Origin of the sequence: Cryobacterium sp. N19 (genome assembly GCF_002929595.1) — a bacterium.
Lineage (GTDB): Bacteria > Actinomycetota > Actinomycetes > Actinomycetales > Microbacteriaceae > Cryobacterium > Cryobacterium flavum.
Map to the genome: position 1 here is coordinate 56502 of NZ_PJJR01000046.1, position 19270 is coordinate 75771.

At 60.9% G+C, this 19270-nt stretch carries 17 protein-coding genes and 1 pseudogene; 3 read left to right on the forward strand and 15 right to left on the reverse strand.

Features of this window, described 5'->3' with window-relative positions; translation table 11 throughout:
* Window positions 1–14 precede the first annotated feature (14 nt).
* The 14 genes from CXY78_RS04920 to CXY78_RS04985 all read right to left on the reverse strand — a co-directional run bounded on the left by CXY78_RS04920 (window position 15) and on the right by CXY78_RS04985 (window position 15801).
* On the reverse strand, window positions 15–257 hold the full coding sequence (locus tag CXY78_RS04920) for a biotin/lipoyl-containing protein (RefSeq protein WP_092341282.1): 243 nt from the start codon (window positions 255–257) through the stop codon (window positions 15–17).
* Window positions 258–275: 18 nt separating this feature from the next.
* Window positions 276–1304, reverse strand: a complete 1029-nt coding sequence (locus CXY78_RS04925) for an alpha-ketoacid dehydrogenase subunit beta (RefSeq protein ID WP_092341283.1) — start codon at window positions 1302–1304, stop codon at window positions 276–278.
* Entirely contained in the window at window positions 1301–2284 is a 984-nt protein-coding gene (locus tag CXY78_RS04930) for a thiamine pyrophosphate-dependent dehydrogenase E1 component subunit alpha (protein ID WP_198412702.1), read from the reverse strand. Before CXY78_RS04930 ends, CXY78_RS04925 begins: the two co-directional genes overlap by 4 nt.
* Before the next feature lie 74 nt (window positions 2285–2358).
* Complete coding sequence (locus CXY78_RS04935; RefSeq protein ID WP_233206082.1) at window positions 2359–3291, reverse strand: HAD-IIA family hydrolase; 933 nt, start codon at window positions 3289–3291, stop codon at window positions 2359–2361.
* Window positions 3288–4793 (reverse strand): FGGY-family carbohydrate kinase, encoded by a 1506-nt coding sequence (locus CXY78_RS04940; RefSeq protein ID WP_104088316.1) that lies wholly within the window; start codon window positions 4791–4793, stop codon window positions 3288–3290. Before CXY78_RS04940 ends, CXY78_RS04935 begins: the two co-directional genes overlap by 4 nt.
* Window positions 4790–6232 carry an iron-containing alcohol dehydrogenase gene (locus CXY78_RS04945; protein WP_104088317.1) on the reverse strand — a complete coding sequence of 481 codons (1443 nt, stop codon included), beginning with the start codon at window positions 6230–6232 and terminating at the stop codon, window positions 4790–4792. Before CXY78_RS04945 ends, CXY78_RS04940 begins: the two co-directional genes overlap by 4 nt.
* Window positions 6229–7116, reverse strand: coding sequence for an ABC transporter permease (locus CXY78_RS04950; RefSeq protein ID WP_233197165.1), 888 nt, complete (start codon window positions 7114–7116; stop codon window positions 6229–6231). The genes CXY78_RS04945 and CXY78_RS04950 overlap by 4 nt, the downstream gene beginning before the upstream one ends.
* A 153-nt stretch (window positions 7117–7269) precedes the next feature.
* Window positions 7270–8880, reverse strand: a complete 1611-nt coding sequence (locus CXY78_RS04955; protein ID WP_092341287.1) for a sugar ABC transporter ATP-binding protein — start codon at window positions 8878–8880, stop codon at window positions 7270–7272.
* Between the two features lie 78 nt (window positions 8881–8958).
* Window positions 8959–9966: a substrate-binding domain-containing protein gene (locus CXY78_RS04960; RefSeq protein ID WP_104088319.1), complete on the reverse strand. Its 1008-nt coding sequence runs from the start codon at window positions 9964–9966 to the stop codon at window positions 8959–8961.
* 1265 nt (window positions 9967–11231) lie between these two features.
* A complete protein-coding gene (locus CXY78_RS04965) occupies window positions 11232–12035 on the reverse strand; it encodes an amino acid ABC transporter ATP-binding protein (protein WP_104088320.1) in 804 nt (267 codons plus the stop codon).
* Entirely contained in the window at window positions 12032–12997 is a 966-nt protein-coding gene (locus CXY78_RS04970; protein ID WP_104088322.1) for an amino acid ABC transporter permease, read from the reverse strand. The genes CXY78_RS04965 and CXY78_RS04970 overlap by 4 nt, the downstream gene beginning before the upstream one ends.
* A gap of 44 nt (window positions 12998–13041) precedes the next feature.
* Window positions 13042–13959: an ABC transporter substrate-binding protein gene (locus CXY78_RS04975; protein ID WP_104088323.1), complete on the reverse strand. Its 918-nt coding sequence runs from the start codon at window positions 13957–13959 to the stop codon at window positions 13042–13044.
* A 16-nt stretch (window positions 13960–13975) separates the two neighbouring features.
* Entirely contained in the window at window positions 13976–14872 is an 897-nt protein-coding gene (locus tag CXY78_RS04980; RefSeq protein WP_104088325.1) for a nitrilase-related carbon-nitrogen hydrolase, read from the reverse strand.
* On the reverse strand, window positions 14869–15801 hold the full coding sequence (locus tag CXY78_RS04985) for an ABC transporter substrate-binding protein (protein ID WP_158253268.1): 933 nt from the start codon (window positions 15799–15801) through the stop codon (window positions 14869–14871). Before CXY78_RS04985 ends, CXY78_RS04980 begins: the two co-directional genes overlap by 4 nt.
* A 204-nt stretch (window positions 15802–16005) precedes the next feature.
* Here CXY78_RS04985 and CXY78_RS04990 point away from each other — a divergent pair, with 204 nt between their 5' ends.
* Together CXY78_RS04990 and CXY78_RS04995 are read left to right on the forward strand one after the other, a co-directional pair.
* A complete protein-coding gene (locus CXY78_RS04990) occupies window positions 16006–17337 on the forward strand; it encodes a PLP-dependent aminotransferase family protein (protein WP_104088328.1) in 1332 nt (443 codons plus the stop codon).
* Window positions 17338–17364: 27 nt separating this feature from the next.
* Complete coding sequence (locus tag CXY78_RS04995) at window positions 17365–18600, forward strand: M20 family metallopeptidase (protein WP_104088329.1); 1236 nt, start codon at window positions 17365–17367, stop codon at window positions 18598–18600.
* Between the two features lie 138 nt (window positions 18601–18738).
* Here CXY78_RS04995 and CXY78_RS20960 read toward each other — a convergent pair whose 3' ends face one another.
* Window positions 18739–18918 carry an NAD(P)-dependent oxidoreductase gene (locus CXY78_RS20960; protein WP_104088331.1) on the reverse strand — a complete coding sequence of 60 codons (180 nt, stop codon included), beginning with the start codon at window positions 18916–18918 and terminating at the stop codon, window positions 18739–18741.
* 81 nt (window positions 18919–18999) lie between these two features.
* Between CXY78_RS20960 and CXY78_RS05005 the strand changes: the two are divergent.
* Window positions 19000–19128: pseudogene (locus CXY78_RS05005) on the forward strand (helix-turn-helix domain-containing protein); the annotation flags it as partial.
* Between the last annotated feature and the right edge of the window lie 142 nt (window positions 19129–19270).

Consider the following 19270-nt stretch of genomic DNA (forward strand, 5'->3'; position numbering starts at 1 on the left):
GTTGAGGCTCGCGTTTAGTCGGTTTCGATCACGGCAAGAATGGTGCGGACCTCGACTGAGGCACCCTCCTCGACCAAGATCTCAACCAGGGTTCCCGTGGCAGGTGACTCGAGGGTTTCCTCAACCTTCTCCGCCTCAACCTCCGCCAACGGTTCGTCTTCATCGACGTGGTCGCCCACCTTCTTGAGCCACTCGACGATTGCCCCTTCACTCATTCCCATTCCCCACTGGGGAAGCAACACATCTATACGCGCCATTTGATTCCTCTTTCGTTATTAAACTGCGGCTGCGACCGGCTGAAGCGCCGGCAGATCGACGACGCGCCGGATGGCGGCCGCAATGGTGGCCTTCGTCGGGTACATCTGCTTTTCGAGCGAGGGGCTAAAGGGAATTTGCATGTCCGGTGCCGTAACACGAACGATCGGGGCTTTAAGCGAATCAAAGATTTCTTCCGCGACGAGCGCACTGATCTCTGCCGCTGCACCGCAGGTACGGTGCGCCGGCTCGGCTACGACCAGGCGACCTGTCTTTGCCACCGACCGCAAAATGGCATCACGGTCAAGTGGAACGAGCGTTCGTGGATCAATGACCTCAACGGACACTCCTTCCTTTGCGAGTTCTTCCGCTGCAGCCACTGCCTCCGGCACGGAGCTCGAGATAGCGACGACGGTGACATCCGTTCCTACTCGCGCCGTGCGTGCGACGCCAAGCGGAACCCAAAACTCGTTCTCGTCTACATCCTCTTTCGAGCTCCACAGGAGGCAGGCCTCGAAGCTGAGGATCGGGTCGTCGGAATCGACCGCGGAGCGGAGCAGCCCTTTTGCGTCTGCGGGCGTGGCGGGGGCAATGATCTTCAGGCCGGGGACGTTCATGAACATCGGATACGGACGGTCCGAGTGGTGCGCGCCGGTGTTCAGTCCATAGAACATGGCGGAGCGGAAGACCACGGGCATCGAGGCCTGGCCGCCGAACATGTACCGGTTTTTCGCCACTTGGTTCACGAACTGGTCCATGGCCATGTAGAGAAAGCTCGAGTAGGAGAGGTCGACTATCGGGCGTAGCCCGGTCATCGCAGCACCAGCGGCCGCGCCGACTATGCCCTCCTCGGAGATCGGGGTGTTGCGAATGCGGTTCTTGCCGTACCGCTGAAGAAAATCACCCTTGTCACTGCGGGATTTGCCGCCACCGGTAGTGCCATAAACATTGGCTTCGACGTCTTCGCCGATGATAATGACACGCTCGTCGGCGTCCATGGCCTCGCGCTGGGCTGCGCCGATGGCACCCAAATAGCTCATCACAGTCATGCTGCGGACTCCTTGTCGGTGTAGAGGTCGTCGAAGGCGACCGAAAGATCGGGGTAAGGACTCGCGTCCGAGAATGCGACAGCCGCATCAACCTCGGCGAGCGCAGTGGCTTCGAGGCCATCGAGCTCATCGTCAGAGAATCCCTGCGACGCCAGATAGTGGCGAAAGAGCATGATCGGATCTTTTTTCAGCCAGGCCTCGCGCTCATCGGCGTTCCGGTAGTCCGTGCCGAGTCTCAGCCCTTCGGAGTGTTCGTTGTACCGGTAGGTCATGACCTCCACCAGTGTGGGGCCGTCCCCGGCGCGCGCCCGTGCCACCGCTTCGGAGACCGCGTCGTAGACAGCCAGAACGTCTTGTCCTTCTTCAACTCTGATTCCGGGCATCCCGAATCCAGCGGCACGCTCGGAAATGATGCCCGATGTCACGGTGTGAGCCGGGGTGCTCAACGCATACTGGTTGTTTTCGCACAGAAAGATCATCGGGAGGTCCCAGACGCCGGCCATGTTCATCGACTCGTAGAGGACACCCTGATTGGCGGCTCCATCGCCGAAGAAGGCGAGCGCTACTTTGCCGTTGTTCAGCACCTTCGACGAGAGGGCTGCTCCATTGGCGATCGGGATGGAGGACCCCACGATGCCGGACTCGCCGAGGCTCCCGACCGCGAAGTCAGCGAGGTGCAGGGAACCGCCCTTACCTTTGCAGACGCCCGTCGCCTTGCCGACAAGCTCAGCCATGAGCGGGCCGAGCGGTGAGCCTTTTCCGATGGGGTGTCCGTGGCTGCGGTGGTTTCCACTCATGTAATCACCCGCGCCAAGGGCCATAGTGGCGCCGACGACCTGCGCTTCTTGCCCAATGCTGGTGTGAACCGTGCCGGGAATGTGGCCTCGTTTCACCATCTTGGACGCGCGTTCATCGAACGCTCGGATTCTCAACATTCGCAGCTGCATCTCACGCAGGGTATCGCGTGTCAGTTCGGCCATTGGGAACCGCCTTTCTTTCGACGTCTTCGTCTGCGTTCGCGAGTGAATATTCATTCGCGTTGTGAAACTCTATGCTACGCATTTCTGTGTCCCACTGCAAGCGACACGGATGGGACATCCGACCAACCAAGTTCATGCCGTATCACCACCGGAATGACGTGGTCCACTCGGTCGAGAATGTAGGTGGGCTGGTCCGCTGCAGCGGTGCGCGCCACCGAGTCGAGGTCGGCGTCTCCGGTGAGAACAAGCGCGGAATCCATCCGGGCATCCACGGCCATTTTCACGTCCGTGTACAGGCGATCGCCCGTCATGAGGCATTGCTCTGGCCGCAGCCCAAGGCTTGCCATCACCGTTTCAAGCATGATCACGCTAGGCTTCCCTGCGTTAGCGACGCAGGGCACACCGGTGCACGCCTCGATCGCAGCGACAATCGCCGCCGCGTCAGGCTCACCGCGGCCGCCCGGAAACGGACAATAGCGATCAAGGTTGGTCGCCACCAGAATCGCATCCCGCTTCCACAAAGCGTCAAATGCTATTTGGAGCTTGGAATAGTCGAAACCTCGGTCATAGCTCGCCAAGACGATCTCTATCTCGTCGGGGTTCGACGACGTAGGGATGCCCGCATCCCGCAGTGCCGTAATGAGCGGTTGTTCAGCGATCGGATAGACCGTTTTACCGGGGTGTTCGCGACTAAGCCAAGCGACCATGCTCACCACTGAATTGACAACTTCCTCGGGTGCAACCTGGATGCCGAGTTTCGTGAGCTTAGAGACGTACATTGCCCGGTCGAGAGTTGGGTTGTTTGAGAGAAACACCACCCGACGTTTCGTCTCGCGGAGGTGCGCAAGGAGCTGGAGCGCTCCTGGAAGAAGTTCCTCACCGAGATAAATGGTGCCGTCCAAGTCGAACAGGTAGGCGTCGTAGACCCGTTCGGGCAGCGCCCGTGGTGTGGCCTTCCCGGTCGGCGCCGAGGGCAGGCCCGTGCTGGTAACGGTCGTTTCACTCACGCGATCACTTCGATTCGGTCGTGGAAAAAGGAGCGGAACGCGGGGTAGATCGCCGCGTAGCGGCGATACAGCACTTCGTAGTCATCGGCAGCTTTCGGGTCGGGTTCATATCGGACCTCGGTGGCACTCATGGCCTCGGACGCGTGGCCAATGCTGGGAAAAAGTCCCGCCCCGAAGGCCGCGAGCATGCCCGCGCCTAGGCAGGTTGTTTCCCTTTGGCGCGACAATACAATGGGCCGGCGCAGAACATCAGCGATGATCTGGCACCACAGCGGGCATTGCGACCCTCCACCCATGGCTACAAATTCTTCCACGGTGTCCCCCGTTGCCTGCTCGACCTGGTCCTGACTCAGCCGCAATTCGAAAGCAACGCCCTCAAGCACGGCGCGATAGATATGGGCGCGATGGTGCACGCCCTGAAGACCCACCATGATGCCGCGGGCCTCATGGTCCCAGTACGGCGTGAGAGCGCCGTTCCAGTAGGGAACAACATAAAGGCCGTCACTGCCCCGAGGCACCACCGAGGCTTCGAACTCGAGGGTGGCCTCGACCCCGCCGCGAAACTTCTCCGAGGCGTGAGTGAACGTATCGATGAACCAGGAGATCATGTACGTGCCCGCCCCCACGAAGGTTTCGTACGCGAAGCTGCCCGGAATCGTACCCATCATCGCTCGATACGCCCTGTCGGGCTGGTACTTAGAGGAGTAGGTGCCCGAGATCAGGCCCGTGCCGATATTGAGGTACGCCCGCCCCGGTTCCGCGACCCCCGCCCCGAGCCCGGCGCACTGTCCGTCACCGGCTCCCGCGACGATGAGCGTGCCAGGGAGCAGGCCAAGAAGCTCGGCGGCATCGATCGTGAGGCCACCGATAACGTCTCCGGGAGCATACAGGGCCGACAATTGCGAGTGGTCGAGACCGAGGTTCGTCAGGACAGCTGCGTCATAGTCGCCGGTTCGAATATCGATGAGGCCGGTGGGGTCCATGCTTGCCGTTGAGGTTGCCCAGCGGCCAGTCATGCGGTGCACTAGATAGCCATGCACCTCGACGACGTGCGCCGTACGGCGCAAAACCTCGGGTTCATGCTCGGCCAACCAGAGCAGTTTGTAGTACGAAACGGTCGTGTTCGGCGGCTTCCCGGTGCGGTCGTGCACATCGGCCGAACCAAACTGGTCCACCTGCTCACCGGCCCTGGAATCGAGCCAGAGCATCGCCGGTCGCACAGCTTCGCCGTCGTCGTCGAGGCACACGAAACTCTCGCGCTGGTGCGTTACGGTCAGGGAAACCACACGGCTGACGTCGAGGCCTTCGACGGCACTGCGCACCGCGCTTTGCATAGCTGTCCACCATTGGCGCGGATCTTGTTCGCCGCGCCCCGGCGCGGGGATATTCAAATCAAGCTCGGCCCGCCCACTGGCAACCTCGGTGCCATCCGCGTTCCAGACACTCGCTTTGGCGCCGGTGGTTGAGCAGTCCACCGCAATGACCACGCGATCATCTCTCATGACATCGGCTCACTCTCTGCTTGAAAGGCCTGCTCGATCACCACGTCCACATCGGCCGGCGTCCACCAACCAAGAAGGAAGAGCAGGTCGATGACCGTGAACCGGTCGCGCATGAACAGACAGTTCGCGACAGCCCACCGCCAGATTTCCGGGGTGACCCAGTCGACAAGGTCGCCCGGGGTGGTGGGTGAGCCCGCGGCGAGCAGACCGGCCGATAATGACGCGGGCGTGGGGACGGCGGCAGCGATAGCGACACCATCGGAGATCGCGTTGGCGACGCGGCCCTTCATACGCTCGGGGTCGGCGTTCCACGCCTTGATCTTGCGGGCATAATCGGACCAGCATTCCTCACCGCGACCGCCGGTCTCGTCGCACACATCGAACGCTCGCTTCACCTGCTGTTCGAGGTCGCTCGCTGACGGGAAACGGAGGGTGAACTCACCCGCGGCGACCCGGCGGCGCAATAGATCCCACGCTGCGGACGCAATCTGAGTCGCAACGCCAACCTGAGCTCCATGGAGGCCTGTCGGCAGGTTGTGGGCGGCGGCATACATGTCGAGCATGTGCGAAACGACGTGCTCAACACCGGAGAGGCACGCCGTGGTACCCGCAATCCCTGTGCCCATTCCGCGGATGGCGAGCATTCGGGTGAGGTCAAGCACTGCTCCGGGCGCACCCTCGGCGAGACCGTCTGCCCACGTGGCGGGGTCACCAGCGAACTCGAGCAGGAAATCCCGCGGGGTCAGCCGAAAACTGGTGTCGAAGCCCAGGCGGTTGGCGAGTTCCCAGTCGGCAGGAGCGGTGTACAGCGAGAGCACCTCACCGAAACCGGCAGTGTTCATGGCAACGGGAGCGTCTGCGATCGTCTTCGTGTCGGCGAGCACTACGTCGGGCCACCGGGAGGGGATAGTGCGCTTCACCCCGTTGCGCAAGACTACCGAGACGTTGTCGGTAAAGCCGTCGACGGATGCTGCGGTCTGCACGATCACGAGCGGAATTCCACCTTGGCGGTCGGTGGCGACCTTTCCAATGTCGGAAATCGTGCCGCTACCGATCGCAACGGCGCAGTCATATCCTTCAATGGCAGCCGTCGCAGTTTCGAGTGCGTCTTCGTCGGCGTGCAGCTGTCCCGCGTGGCCGAGAACGACAATCTGCACCGCGAACGCCTCGGCAAGGAGTTCGCACAGTTGCTGTTTCAGGTCGCGGCCGTCGCGCAGGATGGTCGTCTCGTCGACGAGAACGACTACTCGGGACACCTCCGTCGATCCGTCGGCTACCAAGCCTTTCACCGCTGGGACCAAGCCGAAGCTTGCTTCGGGCGAAATCACCAGGGAGCGGATGCCGAGTGGCACCAGTTCGACCGCGTCGGGTGTTGAGGCGATGACCGCGCGGATCGCGTCAAGGTCGGTGGGATCGGTGATTGTGGCGAATGCACTCATGTGTGTCTCCTGCTCGACTTTCGGTCAGTGAGTACCGCGGCGGCGATAACGGCGCCAATAACCACGGGCTGGAGGTTTGCGGAGACATTCAGCAGCGACATTCCGTTATTCAGGACGCCGATGATGAGGAGTCCGACGAACGTGCCAAGGAGGCTGCCCGAGCCGCCAGCGAGACTGGCACCGCCGATGACCACTACGGCAATCACGTTTAGAAGGTCAGCAGCGCCGGCGGTGGGCTGAGCGGAGTCCAATCGTGATGTGACGAGGAGACCGGCTACTGCGGCTAGTATTCCGGCGATGGTATATACCAAAATTTTGGCGCGGCGTACGGGAAGTCCGGACAGGCGGGCTACTTCCTCGTTTCCGCCGATCGCATAGAGCGCACGGCCCGACGGCCTGAACTTGAGCCAGAATGCCGCAATGGCGAATATCGCGACGAGAATAACGCCCTCAATAGGAATGCCGAGAAGGCTCGTCGCTGTGATCGCAACGAACCAGTCAGGGAACCCCGTTATTGGGTTGCCATTTGTAATGAACAACGCGAGACCCGCCGCTGCCGACATAGTCGCCAGCGTGGCAATGAACGGTTGCAGTTTGCCGTAAGCGGTAAGGATGCCGTTAATGAGGCCGACAAGGGCCCCCACGAGAAGGCCCGCGACCAGAGCGACCTCGAAAGGCCACCCGGCCATTTTGTACATCGCGGCCATGGACATGGAGCTGAGCGCCAGCACGGAGCCAACCGACAGGTCGATGCCTCCGAGAAGGATGATCAGTAGCGCTCCGACCGACATGACGCCGACAGCTGAGACTTGGCTAAGAATATTGAGCAAATTGCGAGGGGTCAGGAAGTACGGGGACAGGAATGAAAGGGCAACGACGATCACGATCAGGCCGATCAGGGGACCAGGAATCTGACTCATTATCTGTCGGACTCGACTCGTGTTGCCGGACGCAGCCGACCGCGGTGCGATCTCGCTGTGCGCGGGCGTAGAGTCTGGCCGAGGGGGCGTGACGTTGCGGTCGACTATGGCCATGGTTCAGTTCTCCTGCATTCTGATCGGCGTTCGGAACTCTTCTTCGCCGTCGATTGGCGACTCGAGTGGGGCTTCTCTTGGGACGTTGCTAAGCGCAAGGGCCATGACTGCTTCCGGTGTCGCTTCCGCGCGGTCGAGAATCGCACGCTGGCGGCCACCGGACATCACGAGCACACGGTGAGACAGGCCGAGTACTTCTTCGAGTTCTGATGAGACGACGATGACGCCGACGCCGGTTTCGGCGAGTGCTCGGATGGTCTCGTAGATCGTCATCTTCGCTCCGACGTCGACGCCCCTGGTGGGCTCGTCGAGGATGAGAACCTTGGGCTCGTTCACCAGCCACTTCGCCAGCAGCACCTTCTGCTGATTTCCGCCCGAAAGAGAACCCACGGGAATGTCGAGTCGTCCACGGATGTCCAGGAAGTCTCGCAGTTTGTTCGCGGTCGCCGTCACCTTCTTCTTGGTGATAATTCCGGCTGAGCTCAGGCCTTTCTCCCACGGAAGGGTGATGTTTTCGGCGCCGGTACGGTCAAGGTTGAGTCCTTGACCCTTTCGGTCCTCGGGAACCATCGCGATCCCAGCGTCAATGCCAGACCGTGGGTTTTTGATATAAACGACCTTGCCGCGCACGCTGATCTTTCCGGCGTCGGCTTGATCTGCACCGGCGATGGTTCGCACGACCTCGGTTCGACCAGCTCCCACGAGACCAGCGAAGCCAAATATTTCTCCGCGACGAACATCGAAGTCGATGCCCTCAAATACTCCGGCCTTGCTCAATCCCGTGACCGAGAGTGCGATCTCGTCGGTAGCGGGCTTTGGCGCCCGGTGGGAGAAGACAAAATCGCGGCCGACCATTGCCTTGACCATTTCGTCTTTCGTAATCCCATTTGCTGGCCAATTTCCCACCAACGCGCCATCCCTGAGGCACACAATCGTGTCCGCGACTTCTTTGATCTCTTCGAGGCGGTGGGAGATGTACACGATTCCCACGCCACGTTGTCTCAACGCTGCGATTTGAGCGAAAACGTGTTGAGTTTCGGACTGACCGAGTGAAGCAGAGGGCTCATCAAAAATGATGTATTTCGGTTCGCGGGAGAGGGCGCGTGCGATCTCGATTTCCTGCTGCGCCGCGATGGAAAGTCCTGCAACCGGACGGCGCGGGTCAGTCTGTGAACCGACGAGCTCGAGGTATTCCCTCGCCTCGTCATTGATGCGATTGCGATCGATCAGGCCTCGGCGACGAGGCAGCCGCCCGATAAAGATATTCTCTGCGACCGACAGCTCCGGAACCATTCGAATCTCTTGATGAATAAGCGCGACGCCATTTTTCAATGCGTCTGACGGCCGAGCTGGTTCGTAAGGAACGCCGTCGATGGTCATCGAGCCGCCGTTGGCTTCAACTATGCCCGCGATAATCGACGACGTTGTCGACTTTCCGGCCCCGTTCTCGCCGATGAGTCCAACGACGCTTCCGGGCCGGAGCGTAATATCAACGCCTTTGAGTACGGGAATTCCCCAGTAGCTCTTGGAAAGCCCCGTGCAAATGAGACCCGCAGAATCTCCGTCTGCCTGGCCGTCGTAAGTTGTTTGTGCAAGTGTCTGTACCACTGTCATCCATTCATCACGATCGGAATAGAACCGGTGGGAGACGGTCTACCGCGGTTTCCACGTCTCCCACCGGCAGCTGTTCGATTATTTGAAGTCGGGACCGTAGAACTTCGCGGGATCGTTGTCAGCGACGTTCTCACCGGTGACGAGCACCGTGTCCTGATATTGGAGTTCAGGAATGTCATCGCCGTTTCCCTCGGCAATCTTCATCGCGTCCTGCACCGATAGTTGACCCATGAGGTACGGCTGCTGCGCCATCGTGGCCTGGGTGAGTCCGTCGGCGACGGCCGTGAACATCGTCGGGAATCCGTCGATCCCTACAAAGAAAAGGCCCGTGCGGCCTTCCTGCTTTGCAGCCTTAGCTGCGCCCAGCGCCATGGCGTCGCTTTCGCCGAAAATTGCCTTCAAGTTAGGATTTGCAGTCAAGATATTCTGGGCGGCGGTGAAGGCTTTAGTTTCGTCCCAACCTGCTGATTCCTGAGCGACGACATTGACGTCGGGATAGTTCGCTAGTGCGTTTGCGCAGCCTTCGCTGCGCTGCAATTCCGCGGTGGAGCCGAGCGGGCCTTGGAGGATTGCTATGTCGCCGGCGCCACCGAACTGGTCAAACATCCAGGTGCACAGCTTCTCGGCGGCGGCGACACTGTCCGTCGCGATGTATGTGGCAAGTTTGCCTTTGCCGGACTCGGGCTTTTGGTCGACGGCAATGATCGGAACACCGGCGTCATTGGCCAGCTTGACGCCGGCTGCTGCTGACGTTGCGTCTTGGGCGATGAAAATGATGACGTCGACCTGCTGGGTGATCAGATCCTGAACTTGGTTGACTTGCTGACCGGAATTGTTATTGGCGGAGAGCGTGACGAGTTTATATCCGGCTTCGTCTGCAGCCTGCTCCATTCCGTCAACGGCTGCGACGTAGAACAGTGATTTTTGGTCCGCTACTGCGATCCCAATCGTTTGACCATTGTCGCCGTCGTTCCCTGAGGCGCCTGTTGGGGCGACAGTTGGACTGCAGCCGGTGAAGAGCAAGGCGACAGACAACGCGGCTGCCGACGCCAAGGTAACATTCCGTCGAAAATTGATGCTGTGCATACGTTTCTCCTTTGAAACAAACCTTGCAAGTGTGCATATTTATTCATGTCTTGATCGGGCATTCGCCCTAATTGAGTGTCGCATGACCTTGGAAGAGTGTCAAGAACCGTCATCGACATGCTTAAATCTTGATTCCGGGAGTCACAGCAACTATCTGTGCTCAATGAATCCAAGATCGCTATGCCGAACCGTTTGGCTGCGTAAGGTCCGCCTGCGTCCTCCGGACGATCGAGAGCGAACAGTCCTTCAGGCAGGGGGCCCCACCTCCCAAGTGCCGTTCGCGACCTCGACCCGGTTCGTTGTGTCAGCGACAATCCCGAACCATCGCCCCCGCCGTGATCGACTAACACCAAAAGGGAGATCCTCTCTGCGCCATCGCCGCCACCGCACTCCGCGTCGAGCCCAGCCCTGACCTTGAGCGCCCATCGACAGCGGACCGCCGACCGCCTACCGCCCATCAACCACGCAGGTGAGCGGTGGCCCCTCGCCGACGTCTGATATCCGAGCGCCGACGACAAGACGAGACCGGCGCATTGCCCAACCCTCTTGATCGTTTCCCGACACGGCCGGCGCATGAACGACACCCACACTGGCAGGAAAGGTCAAACCGTGTCGGTACCCACATGCAGAACCGAGCCACCGACTGCTTCGCCGGACAGACGTTGGCCACCGTAGAGACGCGAGCATACTGCTGCCTATAGTCGCCGCCGACGATGATGATCACAACAACTGTTTAGGGCGTCATCGCTCCACGACCCCGTCCATCTCGACCGCAATCGCAAAATAGAATATTTATTCTATATGAGGGATCGAAAGACTTCAAATGTCTAGGAGACAGTGCAGAAAATATGACCATAAACCCGCGCATAAAGTGGTTATGTCAGCAAAAAAACCCCGCTTGACCGGGGGTTTTACAGCTGGGGTACCTGCACTCGAACCAAGAACAAATGATTCGAGACTACTGCCACCATGGGTGCTACTCATCCCCTAAGTTCCGCAGGATTACGCGGAAGTTGGTATGCAGAGTTTACGTGTTATGCCAGGTTTAAACGGACTGATTCTGGCAATTTGAAAGTTTATTGCCCCCAAAGTGGCACGTCCTCGCCAGCATGTCTTGTTGCGCAGCGAGGGGAACGTGCGGACTTCGGCGAAGTACACTTCTCCACCGAAACGTACGTGAACCGCCGGCCCGTCTAGGTCGCCAGACTGGTGATAACAAACTCGCGCACGCGAGCGCCGTCCTCGACCATGTCTGGAGAGCCCACCTATAAGAACCGGGAAAGGAACGCTCGGGTGCGTGCATGCTGCGGGTTGTCGATGACCTGCTGCGGCGTACCCTGCTCGACAATTACTCCCCCGTCCATGAAGACGACCCGGTCAGCCGCCTCCCGGGCAAAGCTGATCTCGTGGGTGACGACCACCATGGTCAATCCCTCCGCGGACAGCTCCTTCATCGTGGCCAGCACTTCCCCAACTAGTTCCGGGTCCAGTGCGCTGGTCGGCTCGTCAAAGAGCATGAGTTTCGGTCGCATTGCCAGTGCCCGAGCGATCGCCACGCGCTGCTGCTGCCCTCCAGACAACTGCCGGGGGTACGCGTCTTCCCGCCCACTCAGGTCTACTTTTGCGAGCAGGGTCTTGGCGTACGCGATGGCTTGCTCACGCGGCTCGCCCTTCACGCCGGTTGGAGCCTCGATGATGTTCTGCAACACGGTCATATGCGCGAACAAATTGAACTGCTGAAAAACCATGCCGATATCCCGGCGCCGCTGCGCAATTTGATTGCCGCTCAATTCGTGCAGCCGATCCTTGCGGACATCGAAACCCACGTCCCGGCCGTCGACAAGAATGCGTCCGCCGTTCAGCCCCTCGAGCAGGTTGATGCAGCGGAGGAACGTGGACTTCCCTGACCCGGAGGGACCAAGGATGACCACGGTCTCTCCCTGCTGCACCTCGAGGTCGATTCCGGAGAGAACTTCGATATCGCCGAAGCTCTTGCGCACGTTCTCGGCGATGAGCACGGTGCCGGAGCGTGCATACGTGCCCGAAAGGGTTGGCAATAATTGAGTCATCGAAGGTCACTCCTATTCATCGTGGGCACTGCGAGCGGGCCGGTGGTCGGTGCGCTGACGGTTATCGCCTTCCGGCCGAACCTGCGCGTGAGATAATCCCACAACCCGTTCGTTTCCTGCTTTGCGCTCCGTGAGAACCGTTTCTCAATGAAGGACTGCCCAATGTTGAGCAAAGTCGTAATAATCAGGTACCAAATCACCGCGACCAACAGCAGCGGAATCGTTTGGAAGTTGCGGTTGTAGACCGCCTGCACGGTGTAAAAGAGGTCAGACATGGCAATGACGGACACCAGTGAGGTTGCCTTCGCCATGCTAATCACCTGGTTGCCTGTCGGAGGAATTATGAAACGCATCGCCTGCGGCAGCACAATGCGCCGCATGATCCGCGCGTTCGACATGCCCACAGAAGCCCCGGCCTCACGCTGGCCGGGGTCGACCGAGAGCAGCCCGCCGCGAATTATCTCAGCCATGTACGCGGCCTCATGGAGACCGAGCCCCAGTATTGCGACCAGCATCGGAGTGATGACCGTGTTCGTACCCACCGACAGGAACGCCGGGCCGAACGGGATGCCGAGCGACAGCTGCGGCACCAGCGCCGACAGGTTGTAGAAGAAGATCAGCTGCACCAGCAGCGGAGTGCCCCGGAAGAACCAGACGTAGGCCGAGGCCGTGGCCTGCAGTACCGGGTTTTGGGAGATCCGGCAGATCGCCAACACGACCCCCAGCACGATGCCGAGGATCATGCAGGTGATCGTCAGCGCGATCGTCATCCCCAGCCCGCGCATCACCTCGATGGAAAACAGATACGTGGCCACCGTGGCCCAGCCGAAGCGTTCATTGGTTACCAACAGCTGCACCAACTGCGCCAGGAGAACCGCGATCACCAGAACGGCAACCAGTCGCCACGGATGTCTGCGCCGCACCGAATTCGCGACGTCCAGCCTGTGCGTTGGTGACTGCATCCGCTTCTCCTCTCCCGCAGGGACGGCCCTGATGTCTGTCGGCATCAGGAGACGCCGAGGTTGATTCCGGGTGCCTCAACCATGTTGCCCTCGAGCCCGTGAGCCTTCATGATCTCGGCGTAGGTCCCGTTGTCGAACAGTTCCTGGAACGCGGCGAGCATAATGTCGGCCAGCGGGGAATCCCTCGGAACGAGCGCGCCCTGGTGCAGATCAGTGAATCCGTTCTTCTCGCCGGTCGCGGCCAGTTCGAGGGCACCGTCAGACTGTTCGACGAAATAAGTCAGCGGGGCCTGCGAGGAGAAGAAGCCGTCGGCACGGCCCGACTGCACCGCGAGGATCGAGCTGGGCTGGTCCTTGTAGGACTGCACCTCCAGAGCCGGCTCTCCATCAGCGACGCACTTGTCGGCCTGAGTCTTGATGACCTTCTCAGCCGAACCGCTGGCCATCACGGCGATCTTTTTACCGCAGGTCGAATCGAGGTCGGAAATTTTCTGCGGGTTGCCCGCAGCGACTGCGAAGACAACGAATTCCTGCACCCAGTCGATGAACGTGGCCTGCTCCTGACGCTCCTTGAAGTCACCGGTCGGGCCAACGTTGAGGTCGTAACGTCCGGCATCCATTCCGCTGAGCACGCTCGCGAGCCCGTCGACGGTGCTGTGCTCAATCGTCACGCCGAGGATTTCTCCGATAGCGACCGAAATGTCAGCGGTGGCGCCATTGAGGGTACCGTCGCCTTCGACGACCGTGTAAGGCGGGAAAGAACCATTGTTCACGGCGATGATTTTGCCGGATTCTTGGATCGCCTCAGGAAGAGCGTCGTGCAACTTTTGGTTCAACTCCTGCGGGCCCGCTGACGAAGCGGCACTCGGACCTCCGGTACCGCCTTCGTCAACGGCGCAGCCGGCGAGTCCGATTGCCAGCAACATCGCGGCGCCGACGGTAAGTTTGCGTGCTGTCTTCATGGTGTAGCTCCTTAGATCAGAATGAAACGGATGCTGGAACTCGGGAAGCCGGAAATCCGGCGGGTGCACGTGGCGTCGGATTCACGTCAAAACGACGGTTTTCCAACACGGGAAGGCTGCGACGTGCCTCCGTCAGGCGAGACTGTGAAATTGTGGCCGTGATCGTTTCGGCACCGGCGAGGGCCTGAACGATCGGGATGCCGTGCGGGTCGACAATCATGCTGCGACCGATGCAGGTCTCCCCCGCTTCACCCGATGCGATGAGGAACACCGTGTTGTCGAGTGCGCGGGCGCTGACCAGGGTGCTCCAATGGAACTCCTTCGACGGACCCTTCGCCCAGGCTGCAGGCAGCACGATGACGTCGGCTCCTTGCACGGCGACCAGCCGGGCGACTTCGGGAAACCGCACGTCGTAGCAGGTCATGAAGCCGATCTTGAAGCCGTTCACCGTAAGCAGCGGCGGTACCTCGTCGGCGGCCAGGATGTTGTCGGACTCGCGGGCGTTGAAGGCATCGTATAGATGAGTCTTGCGGTACAGATGAACGATTTCGCCGTCGTGCACGGTCACCAGTGTGTTGTACGGACGCGGGGTGCCCGAGGTCTCATGGATGCCGAACACCACGGTGACAGTTAATCCCACTGTGGCCGCGCGGATAGCCGTGACGAACGGTCCGTCCAGCGGCTGAGCAGCCGTGCGGATGCGCTCCTTCTCCCCCATGAATCGGGCCATTACACCCTCGGGCAGCACCAGCAGATCGGTACGATCGATGTCGGCCCCTTCGATCAGCGGCAGAATCTGGTCAACGTTGTGCAGCCAGTCGGCACTCACTGCGAATTGCGCGGCGGCGACTCGGAGACGGCCAGCGCCAGGCTTCACGGCCTCCGCGACCGTCGGCGGATTTAGCCGGCTCATGCGGAAACACCGATCGTTTGAGAAGCCGGGGCGATCTGCGGGAACAGGCGGTCGACATCCACTGGTACGTCCATCAGCCCTTGGGCGACCAGCTCGGTCTGAAAGGCAGCGATCATGCTGCGGTTCGAATCGAGCCCGTATGGCATCCAATCCGAACCGAAGATGCGTGTGGCCGAGGCGATGGCCTCGTTCTGCCACGGGGTGATGTCGAGAAGCTTGCCGCGGCGGGCGGCGCTGATCTCCTTGGCGGTCTCGAACATCTCGACCAGTTCGCCAGCCAGCGCCGGGGCTGCTTCCAGCAGGGAGGTCTTCACGGCGAGCACGTGAATGCCGGGGATGAAACCCGTGGTGGCGTAGTAGTCGGCCTCTGCCCGCTTCGGGTCGCGGTAGAGGGTACGGAAGGGGGCATCCGTTTCGTAGAATCCCGAGGGCATGAACGGCGTCATCACGGCGTCGAGTGCGCCGCGTTCGAGCATGTCGACCATCGGTTCGTCGTTCTCGGTCGGTGAGAGATTGCTCGGCACTTCGATCGGGCCGATGCGGTCCATGATCGGGTGATCCTTGGTCAGGGCACCCACGCGCCACTGAGCGTCGGGGATGTCGACACCGTCCTGCCGGAGGATGGCACGGGTCCAGGTGTTGCCGCTGTCAGCCCACCCCGTCAGTCCGATGCGCTTGCCGCGCAGGTCGACCGCAGTCTCCAGCGGGCTGTTCTTTGCGGTAATAATGCAGCGGTGGCGAAAGCCGCGCATGATGAAGACGGGGAGGGCGGTGATGCTGTCATCGCCGGCGGCGCGGGCCCGCACATAGCGGCTGAACGAGGTTTCACCGCCGTCCAGGTCGGGTTCCGTCCACAGATCCGGTGTGATGGCGCGAGTTTCAAGGGCATAGTCCTCGAACCCGGGGACCTCCTTGGTTGCGATGGGCATCACATGATCCCAGTGGCGAGTGGCGAGGCGGATGGAGCTCATAAAGTCGTGGCTTCCTGATTCAAATCGAATGTCAGCGGATGTTTAGACGAGAGCCTATGCTCACTGTAAGAAGTAGCACAATACAAGGTAATGTTACTGAACATAAAGAATTGCTCTGACTGAGTGCCAGGAGACCCAGTGGAACACGTTAACGAACCACCAGTGACCGCCACAACGGCCGAATGGCTTGCCGCGCGCATCGAGGAACCGTCGGCGCTCGGCATCGCTGCAGCCATCATCCGCATGGTGCGCCAGGGTGCCATAGCGAGCGGGTGCCGCCTGCCGACGGTGCGCGACTTGGCCGGTGTACTCCATGTCAGCCCCGCAACCGTTTCCGCAGCCTGGGCGACACTGCGCAAACACGGGGTGATTGAGGGCACCGGCCGTCAAGGAATGCGCGTGCTCGATGCGCCCCGGATGCTCGCGCCCAAACGATTTGAGAATGTGGTGCGGCTCTGGGGTGGGAGCGTGCTCGATCTTTCGCTCGCCACACCCGATCCGGGACTCTTACCCAACCTGCAATTCGCAATCACCCAAGCGCCCGTCGATGAACGGCTGAATTGGTATCAGCGTCCAAGCATCATCCCAGCGCTCAAGGAGGCCGTGGCGCCCACCTGGCCGTGGCAGCCCGACGCATGGTTTGTGGCCAACGGCGGCTACGACGCAATTCGTCTGCTGATCGCGTCGGGCGTTGTGCCCGGCGAATACGTGGCCGTGGCCGACCCGTCGACGCCGCGAACGCTGGACATTCTGGAGCTCTTTGGCGCCCGCGTGCTATCGGTGAGAACGGATGCCGATGGCCCGCAACCAGAATCTCTCCGCCAGGCGATGAAGAGCAGGCCGGTTGCATTCATTTACGAACCACGTTCCGGATCCCGGTCCGGTTCCACGCTGTCCCACACACGACATGCGCAGCTCACGACGGTGCTCGACGGCTCGGACTGCCTGATCATCGAAGATGATGGTTTGGGCGACCTCAATCTTCACGCCGGGTTCAGCCTGGGCACCGCATACCCTGATCGCACCGTGGTCGTGCGATCGTACTCAAAGTCACACGGGCCCGACCTGCGCATTGCGGTCATGGGCGGGGCGGAACTGCCGATCGAACGGGCTCGGCTGTACCAGCAGTTCGGCGCCGGATGGACGAGCCGAATCCTTCAAGGCGCCCTCGCCTGGATGCTCACCGACGCCGCCACCCAAACACAAATTGATCACGCCAGGGAGGTCTACCGGGGACGCCGAGTACAGATGGTGAGTCTTCTCGCCGACCGCGGCCTCACCGTCACGCCGAGGGATGGCTTGAGCTTGGTTGTTCCGTTGCTGAGCGAGCAGCAGGGCCTACTGGTTCTCGCCTCGTACGGAATCGCCACCGAAACTGGCCAGGAGGGCAGCATTCAAGTTCGCCCTCCGGTCGCACGCCTGGGCATCGGCCGGGAGCTCACCGATCCGGGGCGCGTGGCCGATGCCTACGCTATGGCCGCCCGCGCTCTGTAACAACCCACGATGCACTGGAAGGAAACCATGACAACCGAATCGACGCTTGAGCTGAAAGCGGATGCCGCGCTTACCGACACGCTGATCGCATTCCGCCGCGAGATGCACGCCGACCCGGAGACGGGGCTCCAGCTCCCCCGCACGCAGTCCCGCGTGCTCGAGGCGCTGAAGAATCTTGACCTGGAAATCGTGCTGGGATCATCCACGACCTCTATTGTGGCGATTCTGCGCGGCGGCGCCGTACCGCCTGGCGTCGTTGACCGCCCGACCGTGCTCCTTCGCGGCGACATGGATGCACTGCCAATCACGGAAAAGTCCGGCGTCGACTTCGCCTCATCTAACGGCACCATGCACGCCTGCGGACACGATCTGCACACGGCCGGCCTCATCGGTGCCGCCATACTTCTGAACTCCGTTAGTGAGCAGTTGTCGGGTGACGTGATGTTCATGTTCCAGCCCGGAGAAGAGGTCTTTTCCGGCGCGCAGGCCATGCTCGACGAGGGCCTGCTGCAGCTCGCCGGAAGTCGCCCGCTCGCCGCGTACGGTGTGCACACAGCATCGGATGCCCCGGCCGGCCTGTTCACCACCCGTCCCGGCCCGTACATGGCCGCGTTCGGGCAGCTGGATGTCACGGTGCAGGGCCGCGGCGGCCACGGTTCTCGTCCGTTTCAGGCGCTGGACCCGATTCAAGTGGCCGCCGAAATGGTCGGTGCCCTGCAGACCTACATCACACGCCGATTCAACGTGTTCGACCCGGTAGTTCTCACCGTCGGGGAGTTCCACGGTGGCTCAGCGGCCAACATCATCCCGGACGAGGCCACGTTCAAAGCGGGAATTCGATGTTTCAGCTCGGAGAGCGAAGTACGGCTGGGCCGTGAACTCCCGAATCTGATCGAGGCAATCGCGCGGGCGCATCAGCTCACCGCCAACGCCGTGTTCGACCTGAAACTGCCGGTCACCGAGAATACGCCAAGTGAGGCTGAATTCTGGGCCGCCACCGCCACCGATCTATTCGGCGCGGACCGGTTCGCCACACTCCAGTTTCCCAAAGCCGGTTCGGAGGACTTCTCCAAGATTCTGCTGGAGGTGCCCGGGTCCTTCGGTCACATCGGTGCCGGCTCCCCCGACATCGACCCGGCGGAATGGGCACCTTTGCACTCGTCCCGCGCCCAGTTTGACGATCGGATCCTTGGTGATCAGGCATCGTTCCTTGCGATGCTGGCTGTGCGCCGACTCTTGCAGTTTGCCCCACCTTACGCGTAGTGAGCGATCTCCTGCATTGCATCCGAGGGATGCAATGCAGTTCGAGATGATATGAGTTCTGCTAGCTCGGTTCGTCAAGCGGGTAAGAGGAAGTTATCGAGACCGAGGCCCTGACGGCGAGCACGCTGCGCCAGCTAACTACCTTGCCAAGTCTATTCCGGAGTCAGAAGCGAGAAGCTTGATGAGAGCGGATGCATTCTCTTCGCCGTATCCGGCATCGAATGCTCGGTGAATGGTTGACACGGTGGCCATGGTCGCTGGCACTGGGACGCCGAGACTTTCGGCGAAGTTCTTCACTAGGTTGCCGTCCTTGAGCATGAGCTTGAGCGCAACGACGATCTCCTATCCACGCTTTCTGCCCACCTCGACAACGAATCCAAGAACGCCGCGACAGCCACGGCTCTGCGCCTCCATCGCAACGCCGTATCGACTCGCATTCAACGGGTTCATGAGTTGCTCGGCGTCGACATGGCAGATCGCGAGGCACGACTGGCCCTCCATTTGGCGTGCCGCGCCGTTCGGACCTGACGTAACGTCAAGGCGGCCAATTCCTATTCCCCCGAGACCGGGCCGGCAGGACCGTCGGTAGGCCAGAGCTGGTGTTAAACTGCTAGCCCCCGGGTAGTCGGCGAATCCGATGTGCCCTCCGTCTTGGCGCTCCGTGAAAAGC

What these genes read in the sequence shown, in the direction of transcription:
- CXY78_RS04970 (WP_104088322.1), bottom strand. Translation starts at nt 12,997, where the DNA reads ATGCAGTCACCAACGCACAGGCTGGACGTCGCGAATTCGGTGCGGCGC.
- CXY78_RS04920 (WP_092341282.1), bottom strand. Translation starts at nt 257, where the DNA reads ATGGCGCGTATAGATGTGTTGCTTCCCCAGTGGGGAATGGGAATGAGT.
- CXY78_RS04940 (WP_104088316.1), bottom strand. Translation starts at nt 4,793, where the DNA reads ATGAGAGATGATCGCGTGGTCATTGCGGTGGACTGCTCAACCACCGGC.
- CXY78_RS04980 (WP_104088325.1), bottom strand. Translation starts at nt 14,872, where the DNA reads ATGAGCCGGCTAAATCCGCCGACGGTCGCGGAGGCCGTGAAGCCTGGC.
- CXY78_RS04985 (WP_158253268.1), bottom strand. Translation starts at nt 15,801, where the DNA reads ATGCCCATCGCAACCAAGGAGGTCCCCGGGTTCGAGGACTATGCCCTT.
- CXY78_RS04965 (WP_104088320.1), bottom strand. Translation starts at nt 12,035, where the DNA reads ATGACTCAATTATTGCCAACCCTTTCGGGCACGTATGCACGCTCCGGC.
- CXY78_RS04960 (WP_104088319.1), bottom strand. Translation starts at nt 9,966, where the DNA reads ATGCACAGCATCAATTTTCGACGGAATGTTACCTTGGCGTCGGCAGCC.
- CXY78_RS04925 (WP_092341283.1), bottom strand. Translation starts at nt 1,304, where the DNA reads ATGACTGTGATGAGCTATTTGGGTGCCATCGGCGCAGCCCAGCGCGAG.
- CXY78_RS20960 (WP_104088331.1), bottom strand. Translation starts at nt 18,918, where the DNA reads ATGCTCAAGGACGGCAACCTAGTGAAGAACTTCGCCGAAAGTCTCGGC.
- CXY78_RS04995 (WP_104088329.1), top strand. Translation starts at nt 17,365, where the DNA reads ATGACAACCGAATCGACGCTTGAGCTGAAAGCGGATGCCGCGCTTACC.
- CXY78_RS04955 (WP_092341287.1), bottom strand. Translation starts at nt 8,880, where the DNA reads ATGACAGTGGTACAGACACTTGCACAAACAACTTACGACGGCCAGGCA.
- CXY78_RS04930 (WP_198412702.1), bottom strand. Translation starts at nt 2,284, where the DNA reads ATGGCCGAACTGACACGCGATACCCTGCGTGAGATGCAGCTGCGAATG.
- CXY78_RS04945 (WP_104088317.1), bottom strand. Translation starts at nt 6,232, where the DNA reads ATGAGTGCATTCGCCACAATCACCGATCCCACCGACCTTGACGCGATC.
- CXY78_RS04975 (WP_104088323.1), bottom strand. Translation starts at nt 13,959, where the DNA reads ATGAAGACAGCACGCAAACTTACCGTCGGCGCCGCGATGTTGCTGGCA.